The organism is Furfurilactobacillus curtus (genome assembly GCF_054657915.1).
Window position 1 is genome coordinate 1,165,441 of record NZ_BAAHXU010000001.1, and the last position, 15,800, is coordinate 1,181,240.

Annotated in this window: 7 protein-coding genes; 1 reads left to right on the top strand and 6 read right to left on the bottom strand. The window is 42.2% G+C overall.

Annotation, left to right across the window (positions count from 1 at the left end):
• Window positions 1–35 precede the first annotated feature (35 nt).
• The 6 genes from ACYQ0Y_RS05675 to ACYQ0Y_RS05700 form a co-directional block, all read right to left on the bottom strand.
• Complete coding sequence (locus ACYQ0Y_RS05675; RefSeq protein ID WP_407884914.1) at window positions 36–1,562, bottom strand: glycosyltransferase; 1,527 nt, start codon at window positions 1,560–1,562, stop codon at window positions 36–38.
• Window position 1,563: 1 nt separating this feature from the next.
• The gene (locus tag ACYQ0Y_RS05680; RefSeq protein WP_407884912.1) at window positions 1,564–3,087 is read right to left on the bottom strand and encodes a glycosyltransferase; all 1,524 of its coding nucleotides are present in this window, start codon (window positions 3,085–3,087) and stop codon (window positions 1,564–1,566) included.
• A gap of 6 nt (window positions 3,088–3,093) precedes the next feature.
• Window positions 3,094–4,575 (bottom strand): glycosyltransferase, encoded by a 1,482-nt coding sequence (locus ACYQ0Y_RS05685; RefSeq protein ID WP_407884910.1) that lies wholly within the window; start codon window positions 4,573–4,575, stop codon window positions 3,094–3,096.
• Between the two features lie 38 nt (window positions 4,576–4,613).
• Window positions 4,614–5,420 carry a hypothetical protein gene (locus ACYQ0Y_RS05690; protein WP_407884908.1) on the bottom strand — a complete coding sequence of 269 codons (807 nt, stop codon included), beginning with the start codon at window positions 5,418–5,420 and terminating at the stop codon, window positions 4,614–4,616.
• A gap of 263 nt (window positions 5,421–5,683) precedes the next feature.
• A complete protein-coding gene (locus ACYQ0Y_RS05695; RefSeq protein WP_459935463.1) occupies window positions 5,684–12,754 on the bottom strand; it encodes a KxYKxGKxW signal peptide domain-containing protein in 7,071 nt (2,356 codons plus the stop codon).
• Window positions 12,755–13,664: 910 nt separating this feature from the next.
• A complete protein-coding gene (locus tag ACYQ0Y_RS05700) occupies window positions 13,665–13,886 on the bottom strand; it encodes a hypothetical protein (RefSeq protein WP_407884542.1) in 222 nt (73 codons plus the stop codon).
• A 312-nt stretch (window positions 13,887–14,198) separates the two neighbouring features.
• Here ACYQ0Y_RS05700 and ACYQ0Y_RS05705 point away from each other — a divergent pair, with 312 nt between their 5' ends.
• Window positions 14,199–15,734, top strand: a complete 1,536-nt coding sequence (locus tag ACYQ0Y_RS05705; protein WP_407884540.1) for a glycosyltransferase — start codon at window positions 14,199–14,201, stop codon at window positions 15,732–15,734.
• Window positions 15,735–15,800 lie beyond the last annotated feature (66 nt).

The following is a 15,800-nucleotide window of genomic DNA, read 5'->3' on the forward strand; positions in this document are numbered from 1 at the left end:
AAGTCATTATCAGCAAATTAATTAGCTTTTACGTGTTATTGAATTTCATGATCACGCTCATGATTATCAATGACATTGTGTTGCCATTCTTGCCAAATATTGTCTTCACTGAAGCGACCGGCGCTTCGATAAGCGCGTTCACTCCATTGATTCAATTGTGCTTCATCGGCTAGCAAATCTATCAACGCCGTCGCCATGCCGTCAATATCAAAATTGGCAACTAAATGACCATTAATACCATCTTGAACCACCTCAGCTGGGCCATAATTACAATCGTAAGCCGCTAAAGGGACGCCATGAGAAAGTCCTTCAACTAATGTCATCGGCAAACCTTCATACCGGCTTGTTAATGCAACTGCTTGCGCGGAATCGTACACATCGCTTAGACTCGGCAAGTAATCTTCAAAGGATACAACATCAGTTAACCCTAAATCGACGACCTGCTGATGTAATTTTTGATTTAGTTTTTCATCATTTACATAACCGCGAATTTCAAGTGTTGTAAAAGGTAATTGTTGGTGCACTTTTGCAAAAGCGCCAATCAAATCTTCAAGCCCCTTTTGTGGGTGAATACGTGCGACACACAAAATTTTGCCCCGCTTACGGTCACCCATTGGAACAACCGGCTGTGGCAAAACATAAACTTGTCGGGCTGTAACAACTTCCATAGCCGGAATCCGTGCGGTGAGGTCCTCTCGCTGACGATTTGTCGGGACGATTAATGCATTGAGCCGGTTGGAGTGATCGGCTTCATTCTTAAAAACTGATCCTAATGGACTAGTTAACGGATTGTTCGGATCATCGACTTGAATGTTATGCACATAATCAAACCGACGCGCTTGCGTTTTCATATTTAGTAAGGCCGGATCAACAATCTCTGTCCGATCGCCAATGAACGTGTTCAGCCCAACATTTTGTTCATTTAATGTGTCATAAAAGAAGGTATTTAATTCATCTAAGTCCCCAAAGAAATACTGCTGGCCTTTATATGTGAGGCACCAAGTACCGTTTAGTGGTTGATCTGTAGACGTATAATTTACCGATAATACCGTTGTACCAGTAGTGTTCAAGTAGTCTGTTTGCGCGATTCCATCCCGCTGGCTATACCAATCAATCGAACTTAAGAAGCCCCGTACATCGTATAAATCTCTTTCAACTATATGTCCGTAACGATCATAGATGATGACTTGTTCTACTTGATCCTTTTCATACATCGTTTGATCCGTAAAGACATGAATTTCTACGCGTAACTTACCCTGATCCTGATAAAGATATCGCCAGCCATCAACAAACGACCGGGTTAAGCCTGGAAAATGCAGATCATCAACGTGCGTAATCGTGCCAGTATATATCTCAACGCCTTGGAAAAAGTTGAATAAGTTCACTACATCAGCATCTGTAAGCCCCATTCGGCGTATATTTAAATGAAGATAGCGATTGTAATCGCGGGTCGCAATTTTAGCGGCAATCTGATGGTCCTTAAATAGCCGAAGACGCGTCCTTTGCGCAACTTCAATCCCTGAAAGATTCCAATCTAACATTTGCGTTAAAAAGTAATACATTTCATCCCTCTTTTCTATCAACAACCCCAGCTGCAGTGTAAGCACGCCAAATGGATTCAGCGTCGTATTGCTGTGCGCGTTGTCTTGCCAAATGACTCATCACAATCAGGCGATCTGAATCAGTCAGTAATTGGCTCGTCTGTTTGGCAAACTCGTTGACGTTATTTATCGGCGTTAATAGACCACTATTTTCAGGGTCAATAAAATCACGGGGGCCGTAATTCAGATCGTAACCTACTGTTGGCACACCAAAACTGGCTGCTTCGACCATTCCCCGGTTAAAGCCTTCGTATGCACTGGTTAATAGGTAAAGTTGCGCTGATTCAAACATGTCTTGCTTTTTAGCCGTAAACGAGCGAAATGTGACCGCTCGTTGCAAGCGTAAACGACGCACACTGTCATCCAATTCACGCTGAACATTACGATCAGAAATATCACCAAAGATATCTAAATGGGCCTGTGGATGTTCACGCACAATTTGCGCAAACGCCGCGATCATTTGATCCAATTGCTTTTGCGCATCGATTCGTGTCGCAGCAACTAACCGCATTGGCCGCTTAGAAATACTTGCCACCTCGGCCGGTAGATTCTCTAACACGATTGATGGAACCACGTCAACCTTGGCATCATCAGGCAATACTTTTGCCAATGCAGCCGCTTCAGTTGCGGTTGGCGTCAGCCACCCGGCTATTTTGGCCTGATGGTCAATCTGATTTTGCAACGTTTGATAAACGTCCGTCGGTTGTTGCTGTAAATAGTTCGGACTAAACACATTGTGCCAATAACAATAAACAGTGGCTGAAGTCTTCATCTGAAACAGGCCATCATCAATTAAGTTCGGTCGGTCATCGATGAAACGATTGCCATCATCCAGCAAATTCAATCGGTCTAAAAAGTAAGCAAACATCGCGGGCTCGTCATCAAATAAGTGGCGCCCATCTTGATCGTTAACTTGGAATCCGGTTGCTTCGATATTGCCATTTGGTAGTGCTTGATAGACAGACGCAATTCGCTCATGGCCTTTAGGATCATACATAATTTCGCGGGCGACTCCACCATCACGTCCATAAAGATCACTCATGCTCTTAAAGCCGCGTACGTCATAATAATCTGCTTGGGCTAATTGCCCATTGCGTTTGAAATAACGCACGGTGTCAATTTGATCACGCTGATAATCATTACTATCCGGAAACAAAATCACTTCGACGGCAATTCGGCCAGCTTGAAAAAAAGTATATTTATTCGCCTCATGAATGGGACCCTCTAGCTGATTTAACTTTAAATCTTTTATTTTAGCGGGCTTCACGTTGGCTGACATAGCCTGCTGGAAAAAATCGTACATACCAACAAAATCCCCATCCTTTAAGCCTGCTCGTGTCGCGTTCAGTTGCAAAAAGCGATTGTATCGCCGGACAATGATCTTACTCGGCTGATGATGTCGATCAAATAAATGGAGCCGTTCCATTTGCGCCTGTTCAATCCCACTTAAATTATAATCGAGCATATTTGTTAAAAAGTAATTCATAATCACCTAGTCCTCCTGTAGTGATTGAACGCCATTTTGAAGCAAATTATCCCATCGCTGCCAAACCATTTCACTGTTAAAACGCGTGATATTTTGCGCGGCACGTTCACTAAATTGCGTCCATTGCTCATCATCTATCAATAGGCTAGTAATGCCATTGACCATCTGATTAATGTTGCCACTCTCACTAATGAAACCATCTTCACCAGCTTGAATGATATCTTTGGGACCGTAATGAACATCATAGGCAGCCACCGGCGTCCCTTGCGTCATGCTTTCAATGATGGATAAATTAAATGCTTCATATCGGCTGGTTAAAACTAATAAACGGACACGCTGATAGACGCGAGTCAAATCGAGCGTAAAACCTTTAAATGAAACAACCTCCTTTAGTCCCAAACGCGTAATTTGGTCTTGCAATTCCCTAAAGTATTCATCGTCTGTGACATAACCCCAAATTTCTGCACGTAAATCCGGTAATTTGGCATGCAATTGGCCAACGATTTGAATAAAATCTTCAATTCTCTTTTCGCGACTCACACGTGACACATAAATCACCGTTTGCTCTCGCTGACTGACTGGATTTAATTGCTCAACGGGGATTGGTTTATTCACAAAACCTATCGGGATCGAAATGGCTGGTTTACCCGTTCTAACTTGAACATCCTGTGCTTGTCGGGGAGTCCCTGTGATAAACCCCTTGAATCGATCCGCATGTTGCATTTCGAAAGCCATCGAGTTATTTAAACGTGATGTTAACGGTTGATTTCGATCATAAGTGTGAGCGGAATGTAGCATGATATAAATGATCACCTGATGTTTCATTTGAAACAAAGCAGCATTGGTGGTTTCCGCACGATCAGAAAAGAATCTCGTATTTGGCGTTTCAACTAATTCATCAAAGAAAAAGCGCTTTAATGCAATAAAATTTTCAAAATTATATTGCCGTCGTTGATAATTCAATAGATATGAACCAGACCGCCGCCAATGGATGATTGCGGGCTTCTGTGTTCGATAATTCCAATAAATCACCCAATTTTCACGACCGTCTTGATCGAAGAAATGGCTGCTTGATCTAAATCCCCGAACATCATACCAATCTTGGCGAAGTGGGCGTCCAGTGGTTGGATCAGACCAATTGACACTGCTGACCTGTTGGCTAACAAAGGGATAATTAAAGCCATCATCTCGATTCTGAAAGAGCTGAACGTTCGGATTACCGGTTAATCGGCCAAGTCGCGCAACAGTAACCGCCGTTTCAATCGGGACTAAACCAACAGTGGCTTCTTGAAAATAATCAAATAAGTTAATGGTCTGCCGATCAGTCAAACCGTTATGCATTAAATTCAAATGTCCGTAAGCACTATATTCAACAGTAATAATCTTAGCCGCTTCATTATGCTGGTGAAAAAGATTGAGACGCTGCTTTTGGGCAATTTCGATACCAGATAGTTGATAGTATAGTTGGTTCGTAACAAAGTAATTCATACCTGATCAACACCCCCTACCATTCACAACGTTTTTGTTCATTTCAATAATTTTGACAAAGACGTTTGATCTAACTTATTCCAAGTAAGTACGGCGTTATCTCGTGCCAATGACCTTAATGCTTGATCATCCCATTGCCAAACATTGGCAGTAGGTAGACTACCATTCAAAAAATTTAATGACTTTGGTAACAGCACGGTGTCATGTTCCTTAACTCCGTACTGACGGCAAAAGTAGCTAATCAACTGCTCTCGACTGGTAAATGATGCCATTTGTTCATCATAATGTTGAATCATGGTATTAGTCACATCATCGTGAACCTGTTGGTAAAAAAAGATAGTCTTTTCGTGTCCGGATAAATCGAACATCACTTCTTGCGCAACCCCGCCGTTCACACCATTGATCACACTCATACTCTTAAATCCACGAACATCATAATAGTCACCAGAGATTTCATTACCAAACGGATCAAAGTAGTGAACGCTGTCGACCAATTCGGCATCATTTTTGCTATTTTGAAATAACGTCACCGCCAATAATTTACGCCCGTTTTGAAAAAAATAGATCACGTTATCCTGTCGTACAGTCGGCTCATCGGCCATGATTCGTAAATCGGCCAAGCTCGACGGGTTATCTGGTTTAACCATCGTTTGATTTAAGACATCGAACATATTTTGATCCACATGACTGAACCATTGCTGTTGTTGCTGAAGGTCGCGATGAAAGAAACGATTATAATTCAAAACAACTACTTGAGACTGACCAGCTAATGCTTCAGCTCGAGAAAGTGCCGTCATCAAGCGATCATCCATTTCGTCATACCAATTTATAAAAACGTAATTCATTTAGGCCTCCAAAATATCTGGCATTTCCTCCACCATATTATCAATCATTATCAAAAAATACATCGATACGTAACTGTTCTACTACTTTAACTATACCACTCAAGTAGTACCAATTCGCCTGTTTTATCATGCTTATAGACCATGGACGACGACGTTTATTACCTAAAAACACCCATTTCCTTTCGATCATTCAAAAATGAATTATGTAAGTAAGAAGGACCCGCAAAATTGCGAGTCCTTCTTTACGTCAGTCATTAAATTTTCTAGTCATGACGACGTTTCTTAGTTCCCAACAATCCTAATGCAGCAATTAATCCAGTTAGACCAACCATTAATAGCGCATCGTCTGAAGTCGCATCAGTTTCTGGCAAGCCAGCCTGTTCATTAGCAGATTGCTTAGTGTCTTTATTCTGCGAACCAGAGCCCGCTCGAGTCACATTAGCAACCATCTGACTAACACCAAATTTCGGTGTTTTAGGCTGATTTTCCAAACCGATTGGGCCCTGTTCGTTGGTTGAACCAGTTCCAGCATGGTTAGAACCACCATTGTTGTTACCAGAGTTAGAAACTCCAGTGTTATTGGAACCACTGTTACTGTTACCCGAGTTTGAGTTGCCAGTGTTGTTCGCGCCACTGTTACTGTTACCCGAATTTGAGTTGCCAGTGTTGTTCGAACCGCTGTTACTGTTGCCGGAGTTCGAGTTGCCGGTGTTGTTTGAACCACTGTTACTGTTACCCGAGTTTGAGTTGCCAGTGTTGTTCGAACCGCTGTTACTGTTGCCGGAGCTCGAGTTACCGGTGTTGTTTGAACCACTGTTACTGTTACCCGAGTTTGAGTTGCCAGTGTTGTTCGAACCGCTGTTACTGTTGCCGGAGCTCGAGTTACCAGTGTCAGAACCAGCCAAGACAGTTACCGTAAATGTCTTAATGACCGGATCGGAGAATCCAACTGTAATGGTATAAGTTCCCGGTTGGTTGATGTCAACAGTACCAGTCCATTCAATTACATTATCGGTGATGAGTGTGTCGAATTGATCCACATGGACAAACGCAATCTGATCCAGAGGAACTTCATTTCCGTTCGCGTCAATAACCTTCAAAAGGTTTTGGGCCGGTGTCCAGTCGTTGCCAACAGGTTGTGAACTATCCTTAACCACCATGTCGGCTTGCGTCTGAGTCAATGTTACTGTCGATGTGCCAGTAACATAGTTTCCTTTACCGTCTTTAACATTACCCCAGGCAAACGCGATTGTTGCGGTTCCGACATCAGTTAGTGAGCCAGTGACCGTGTATTCAATTACGTTACTTGGAATAGTGTCAACCGAATCAAGCTGGTCAACTTTCCGGAACTCAACTGTACTGAGATCAACCGCTTGCCCATGATCATCGACTAATGAAGTCAAACTATCACCAGGCTTCCATTGATAAATGCCACTAACACCAGTGGCTGGCTTTGTTGTCATAACCGGATTAGCCAAATTATCACCAATCAAATTATCACCAACGTTTCCGTTACCAACATTATTATTCCCAGTATTGTTCGAACCGGTGTTGTTGTTACCGGTGTTATTGTCACCAATGTTGTTATCACCGGTGTTGTTCGAACCAGAGTTGCTATTCCCAGTGTTGCTGTCACCAGTGTTGTTTGAACCAGAGTTTGAGTTACCGGTGTTGGAATCGCCAGTGTTATTCGAACCACTGTTACTGTTCCCAGTATTACTGTCACCAGTGTTATTCGAGCCGGAGTTTGAATTACCTGTGTTGCTGTCACCAGTGTTGTTTGAACCAGAGTTCGAGTTACCAGTATTGCTGTCACCAGTATTGTTTGAACCGGAGTTCGAGTTACCAGTGTTACTGTCACCGGTGTTGTTCGAACCACTGTTCGAATTACCACTGTTTGAGTTACCGGTATTGCTGTCACCGGTGTTGTTCGAGCCAGAGTTTGAATTACCTGTGTTGCTGTCACCAGTGTTGTTTGAGCCGGAGTTTGAATTACCTGTGTTGCTATCACCAGTGTTGTTTGAACCAGAGTTCGAGTTACCGGTGTTGCTGTCACCGGTGTTATTCGAGCCAGAGTTGCTGTTCCCAGTGTTGCTATCACCAGTGTTATTCGAACCACTGTTCGAGTTACCTGTATTGCTGTCACCGGTGTTGTTCGAGCCAGAGTTCGAGTTACCTGTATTGCTATCACCAGTGTTATTCGAGCCGGAGTTTGAATTACCTGTGTTGCTGTCACCAGTGTTGTTTGAACCAGAGTTCGAGTTACCTGTATTGCTGTCACCGGTGTTGTTCGAGCCACTGTTCGAATTACCGGTGTTGCTGTCACCGGTGTTGTTCGAACCACTGTTCGAATTACCGGTGTTGGAATCACCGGTGTTGTTCGAACCACTGTTTGAGTTACCGGTATTGCTGTCACCGGTGTTATTCCAGCCAGAGTTCGAGTTACCCGTATTGCTGTCACCGGTGTTATTTGAGCCAGAATTCGAGTTACCCGTATTGCTGTCACCGGTGTTATTTGAGCCAGAGTTACTGTTCCCAGTGTTGCTGTCACCAGTGTTGTTCGAGCCAGAGTTACTGTTCCCAGTGTTGCTGTCACCAGTGTTGTTCGAGCCAGAGTTCGAGTTACCTGTGTTGGAATCACCGGTGTTATTCGAACCAGAGTTTGAATTACCGGTGTTGCTATCACCGGTGTTGTTCGAACCACTGTTTGAGTTACCTGTGTTGCTGTCACCAGTGTTATTCGAACCGGAGTTTGAATTACCAGTATTACTATCACCGGCGTTATTCGAACCACTGTTCGAATTACCTGTATTGCTGTCACCGGTGTTGTTCGAACCACTGTTTGAGTTACCTGTGTTGCTGTCACCAGTGTTATTCGAACCGGAGTTTGAATTACCAGTATTACTATCACCGGTGTTGTTCGAGCCAGAGTTCGAATTACCTGTATTGCTGTCACCGGTGTTGTTCGAGCCAGAGTTCGAATTACCTGTATTGCTGTCACCGGTGTTGTTCGAACCACTGTTTGAGTTACCAGTATTACTGTCACCGGTGTTATTCGAACCGGAATTGCTGTTCCCAGTGTTACTATCACCGGTGTTGTTCGAACCAGAGTTCGAGTTACCCGTGTTGCTATCACCAGTATTATTTGTACCAGTATTATTTTCCCCAGTGTTCGAATCTTGATAAGTGAATGTAAATACTTGGTTAGCGTCGCTGTAGAATCCACTTGCGATCGGGGAACTGATTAATGTGTACCCATTAAGCACTGGCGCAGTGATATTAAATTGCGTGTTGTAAATACCGTTATTGATGACAGTATCGCTAAAGATTGGGTGTCCGTTTTCATCCACGTAATGGATCGTAACGGTCCCAGTTGCATTAATCGTGATGGTTCCGCTAACACCGGCTAATTGTGCGGCTGTTAATGTCAGCCCATTACGTGTTGCTGAATCTCGCAAATTAGCTTGACCGGTACTACTTAATGTGTACTGGTAACTTCCTACTTGAGAGCCATCATTTTGAATAGTGACATCACTAGCTAATAATTGATAAACATGTGTCACGCCATCAGCACCAGCATAGGAAACAGTTAGCGTCCCACCTGCTGCAAATTGACTGGCATTCTGCCCATCAAAATATTTCGAGCCGTTGCTACCAGTCACCGTCGTTGCAGCAATGTAATTATCAATGATAGTAAATGTACTGTTGTAACTAGCGTCTCCAACAGCTGGAATTGTCACGTTACCATTCAATACCGCATCAGCGTTAATTGCGGCCTGAACCTTTGCCAAACCGCTGGCGTTCAATGTAAAAGTGTACGATCCCACTGCCGTACCATCGGTGGTGAACGTTACATCAGCATTCGTTAGTGCGACGGTAATCGCGTAATTTGCATTAGGTACACTAACAGTTACCACTGGTACATTAGCCGTGTTGCCAAATTGGCTGGCTTTAGTTGTACTATCATATAGCATAGAACCTTGACTGACATCAGTTTCAGCAGAGGCAGTCGTAACATTGATTGTTCCTGCGGTGATCGCAGTTGGATCAATACCAAAATTCGTACTATTAGCCGAATTATAACTTTGAATTGCTGCCAAGACTTTTTGAAGTCCAGCAGCAGATAAGCTATAACTGTACGACCCCACTTTGCTACCATCGCTGGCCATTTGAATATCGTCACTTGTCAATTGGACTGTCAGCGAAGTCGTCGGCAACGTTACCGTAGCCAACGGTGTTGCATCAGTACTAATGTAAACATGGCTACTAACATTGCCGTTGTCCCAAGTGTAACTGCCATTTCCTAGTGTCACGGCAACATTAGTAATAGGAATCGTATTTTTAGTGTAGGTAAATGTTAACGTACCTGTTTGGAAACCGTTCGCCAATTGTCCAGCATTCACAATGCTCGAAGTTACTGGCAAGGTTGCATCAACAGCGGTCCACCCACTCACAATTGGCGCAGTTATTTGAGTTGGTGTTGACTTCAAGACTGTATAGACGTATGTGGATCCGGAAGTTGGAAAGCCTGATTGACCATCAGCTGCAGCCGTTTTAATTTCAACCCGAATCAAACTATCACTTACAGAACCAAATCCGTCTAAGAAAGCTGTCCCTGTGACAGGATTACCACTAGTATATAGTGATGCAGTGCCATCGCTCTCGCCTGACCACCCATTTGGATCTTGACTCTTATCAGGTCCATCAAGAATCCCGGTCTGTTCAAAAGTAGTCGTTGACGTCTGTCGATTAAACTCGGCAACCCCAGCTGCAAATGCAGCATTAGTCTTATCAGCTTCAGTATTGTAAATGTTTATATAGATCGATGGCAGCAACTGATTAATCCCATCACTTACTTTACTCGTACTTAAACCACTGATTACGTTAGATTGATTTAATTGAGAGCTCAATAGATACGCAGTTTTGGCATCTTTTGATAAGCTTGCGACTGTATCAGCACCATTAACATGAGGGTTGTTTCCCCCATTCTTTTCCTTCGCCAAATCATGTGAAGTGGTGTCAGCACTGCCAATCGCTTTTTCCGCAACTCCAGTTGACTTTAGATAATTCCAAACTTGAACATAATCCTGTAACTCGTAGGTCGTCCCCGTAGAAGGGTTCGTCCACACTGGCACTTGACCAATTTTACCTGGGTTATTTGTATAATCTTGAATAGCTTGTTCAACGGCTGCAGACTCAGCATTATATAACCCGGCTAAGAAATTAATCGCACCTGTGCTAGAAGGTGTATAAATGGTACTTTGCTGATTAAAGCCTGTCGTCGCCCCAATGGTTCCATTAATTAAACCATTATAGTCGTTGGCCGATAATACACCTGCGTTCTTTAAATAGGTCAAAAATGCTGTTGAATCAGTCGTTGATTGAAGGCTGCCATTTAAAGCGTCTTTTACCGCTAGATTAATCAATGAAGTGCCATATTTGTTAGCAAATGAATAACCTTCTGATTCAGCTACCAGTGATGTCTGGGCAGTTTGGTCGTTAGCGGCCGCCTTCGTCGGATCCGCTACATCAAAGCCACTGATTGATGAAAAAGCCTTCTTGGCGTCGGCAACGCTTAGCCCATTATTAGAACCTTCAAGCAAGTATGATAAAGATTCGTCCATACCTTTCGAGGCATTGTTTTCAATCGCTGCTCGGATTGCAATGGCTAAGCCTTGATATACGGAGTTTGCAATACCGCTTTTAGCCGCGTCAGTCAAGCTCACAGCTGACATTAACGCAGTCAACGCATCATTACTTGTCAAAGCCTGATAGAGTGTATCAGGCAAATCAATCGAGTTTGCTCCAGTTAATGGCTTCGATAAATCACCTTGTTTTAAACCTAAAGACTGAATCGAATTATAAGCATAATTTTGAATAATGCTTTGAACGTATGGAATGACCGTGTTGATTAAATTGTTAACTGTTGAAATCGTAGCATTGACCGATGTTGCAATACTGCCCTGAGTATAATGTGGATCAGTAGAAGTAGGGTTGTCCGAAATGTTTTTGCTTAAATAATTAAAGATTGCTGCCGTGGAAGGATCATCTGCAATAGCTTTAGTAAACCCAAACGCCTGGCTCAGACCATTACCAAGGATATTCGTTGCCGCTCCAACAATATTACCCAGCCAACCAGCTAAGCCACTTGAAACAGTAATGGAATCTTTATCATAATTAGAATAATTCGCTAGAGCCTGATTATTCGCATAAGCAACAGAAGCTATTTGGTTAAAGTAATTAGACAGTTGTTGATACCAAGCTTGGATAGTTCCTAAATAAGCCTGCTGGAAAGCAAGCTGACTGGTAACATAGCCACGAGAAGGCCGAGTTGGCGTACCAATGATAGGTATCGGGGCGCCGTTATTTAAATAAGCCGTACCATCTGTATTTTTGTAAACTGTAAAGTTATCTGTAACTTTAGTGGCATCTTTCTCACCAGTACCTAGAGAAAAGAAAGCTGGGTTTTCGCCTGCTGCTTGACTCTCAGCATATATTGAATACTGAGTATACAATGACGCAACATCACCAAGGTTACTTGCAGGAATGGCTGCAATATCTTGAAGGGCCCACCCATTCCCCATTGCGTAGTCTTCACTGGCCTGTGCAGATGTTTCTGAAGTGGCCGTTGAATCAGCTGCTACTGCGGCGACCTCTGGCGTCCCAAGTTCATCAGTTGAACCTAATTGGCGTGCCAAATTCTTTACCTGGTTAACCGTTGTCGCGTCGTCAGTATTAACTGAAATAGTGTTAGTAGCTGCATCATATTGAGCGCCCAACACGGCTAGCTGCTGCAACGTTCCACTATCTTGAGCACTCACGTCTGCACTTGTACTTGCCAAAGGTGCTGAACTTTGAACTGCGCTCGTAGTCTCTGATTCGGCCGCACTAACAACTTGTGAAGTTGCATCTACGGATGCATTCGACTTAATCGCACTACTCGTCACACTGGCGGCAACAGATTGAGCCGTGGCGGATGGTGCCAGAGAACTAGCAGTACTGCTAATTGAAAATGTTGCTGATGTTGCAGAGGTGGTCACTGCAGAGGTCGCACTCGTATCAGTTGAAGCTTGACTCGATACCGTTGAACTTAAGGTGACAGATGACCCCGATCCCTGACTACTTGCTTGAGATTGCTGAAGTTCTGTTGTTGTACTAGTTTCAGTCGTTGACGCTTGGACGGAGATGTTCTGGAACAACCCTCCCAGTCCAAAGGTCAACAGCGTAATGCCGGAATAAAACCACAATTTACCCGCTTTATACATCTTAAAGTGGGTGTTCTTGTCGGTTAAATCACGGACCAATCGCTTTTGTTTTCGATTAAATTCTTCCATGAAGAAATCTCCTCCTTGGTAATTCATCTAGGCCTTTACTATTAAAGTGGAAAACAATTTTACGCTCTTACCATACACCACCTATTATAAAATTTATACCCCCTTAATTGTGAGCGTTAAAGGGGTGCACAATCTTTCTTAGAAAATGCCCGACTCCTACATTAATAATGAGGTTAATAAACTCAGCATAGTTGTGGTGTTATCAAGTGACAAACCATTATGATCACGTTTTGGAAATATACAATGTTTTTTCATATTTCACAAACATTTTTAATTGCGAATGTTTATATTGGTTAGGAAAAATATCATCCTTACTACAAACTTTTAGCCTTATACCAATAATTGATGCACTAATCGAGACAAATCTAGCCATTATCACTACTTAATTAGCCTGAAGTCGGTTAAAACAAAAGCATCATTACAGACCAGAGATTACTTTGGTCGACACCAAGGTGCTAATAATGCAATGATTAGTATTGACAGAAATCGTGACTGATCATCAAATTAGCCAGGTTCATGAATATTTTGAGCACCAAAAAGGCAGTGCCGACTTGGCCTGCCTTTTTGATTGCCGCAGTTTAAACCGCTATTTTAGCTATATCATTTATTCACCCATAGCTTCACACATTTAACCAGCTTGCGGCTAGCTAGTGTCTGTCTGGATTAAACAGGTGACTTTGTGACATCACAAATTCAAAAATTCAATAAAAGAATAATGCGTAATGCTTTTACTTGGTGCAATGAAGCGCAATTTAACCACGTTACAGCTAGCGTGGACTCTTATTATTGACCAACAAAACAATTTCGAAAATTTTGGCTCCACTTGATATTTTTCCAGTGAAAAAATGCATGTTCTCAGCAATAAATCACAAAATAAAGGGAAGCCTCAAACGTTTGTCGCGCTTAACCTTTAAATTAAATGAAAACTCAAAGCTTGTTCGTGTAGCTGAAAGATTTGACCTAAGTGATTAAAACTTAATTGTAGTTGCTTGAGCCCAACCAAATTAGTATCCAATATCTCCAATCGATAGCCGGTTGTCTTAGGACTATGCTCTAAGTTAAACGTGATGTATTTACCTTTAGGAAAGTTAACGCAGTGTCGGCCAAGTTCGTTATGAAAAATTGTAATCATAGTTAAATCCTCCAATGTAATGATTTCTATTAGTTTTATTAATAAACTCGATACTAACATGTCTACAAAGCAAGATAAAATTATGTGCTTTTTGTAACAAAGTTTTTTGGGAAATTCACCAATTTCGGGATCGATAACAAATAAATCTGCAATAAAGTCATTAGCGTGCACATATATTTAAACGTTTTATTACTGAATTTATGCCATAATGAAATCTGAAAATGGTTTAGCCCGGATAACGTTCGTCAATCAAGCAACCTTTGGCTAATAGCTAACCAAACCGCTTTAAACCACGGAAACAAGGTGAATTTAATGATTTTCTTTCTGACTGATTGGTTTCGCTGGAATGTATCCGGTGTTGAGCATGCTCAGATCAAGCGTAGAAAACTATTCAAACATCACGGAAAAAACATTAAATTTTTAACTGTATTACCCAACGCTCAAAATAATCACTATGCGACTCGTTTAGGATTGACGACTGATGATTATATAAACTGCTTTGATTGGTACCAAGGAGTTGTTGATGTTCCTACTGTCAATTTGACAGCTAAAGATCTTATTGATTTATCGCTTCCGTGGCAACGAGTGAATACTGTGTATTGGCAAGCAGTTAACGCCAATAATGTCCGAATTCAAGTCATCACGGCAGAACCTGTTGCGACAATCGAGGCCTTCGCAAATGCACGCATCATGACCATTGATTGGTATGGTATCAATGGAAAATTTGTGCAAACTAATCGTTATGATAGCCGTGGTTTCTTAAATTGTTCTTGCTTCTATGACCAAACAGGTAACTTAAACCAAGAGATATACTATGATGCACATCATCGACGCCGAATTCAACATCATCTGAGCCGCATTGACCATAGTCAACTAACTTCGCACAGCTATGTCGTATTCGATGATTTGGGTCAAGTCAAACAGATTTTTTCTGGCCTGCCAGAATTAGTCGCATACTTTTACGACGTGATGAATCAGAACACCGGTGAAGACAATGCTTTTATATCTGATTTTGAAGTTGCTACCTTAGCACCGACAAAATATATGAAACAAAGGCCAGCCAAACTATTTGTTTACGAGCACAACATCATGACAGATTATTTTGAACATCCAATTTTAGGAAACTTACCTCCATTTTTACTTTTAGTTCAAAAAATGGCTGACCAAATTACAGGGTTAATCTGTGGTTCTCATCGAGAAGCTGCTGACCTAAGTCAACGAATGCCCGTCCAATTGAAGGTGTCTGCTATTCCTCCAGTCGTGTTAGCAGACTACGACAAACCGATTTTGCGATTTGATCAACGTCGATCTTTTCATTGTATTGCAATCGCTAGAATCAGCTATCAAAAAGCTTTGCCCCGGCTGATAGAAACGTTTGCTAAGGTAAAACAAATTGTTCCTCAAGCAACATTATCGATTCATGGGTTAACTAATGATCCAGATTTATTCGTACAGTTACAACAACAGATTAAAGGTAATAACTTAGAAACAGCGGTCAACTTTTCCCCTTACACGCCCAACATTAACAAAGTTTATGATCAAGCCATGGTCGCCTTATCGACTAGCCGAGATGAAGGCTATAACATGTCGCTGGTTGAAGCTTGTCAACATGGTACCCCAATCGTTGCTATGGATGCACCATACGGACCTGGTGAAATCATCCGTAATGGAAAAAATGGTTACCTAGTCAACAACGGAGATATTGAGGCAATGGCAAGCCGGATCACACAAGTGTTATTAGCTTCTGAGACGGAATGGCAAAGACTTAGTCATGGTGCTCTTGAAAGTTGCAAACGTTATAGTGAAACCAATAGTTGGCAAAAATGGCGAAGTGTTTTAGGAAGTTGATATACCCAAAAATAAGGTTCGCACCGTTCCATTATGAACGTGCAAACCTTATTTTTTTCGCTATTA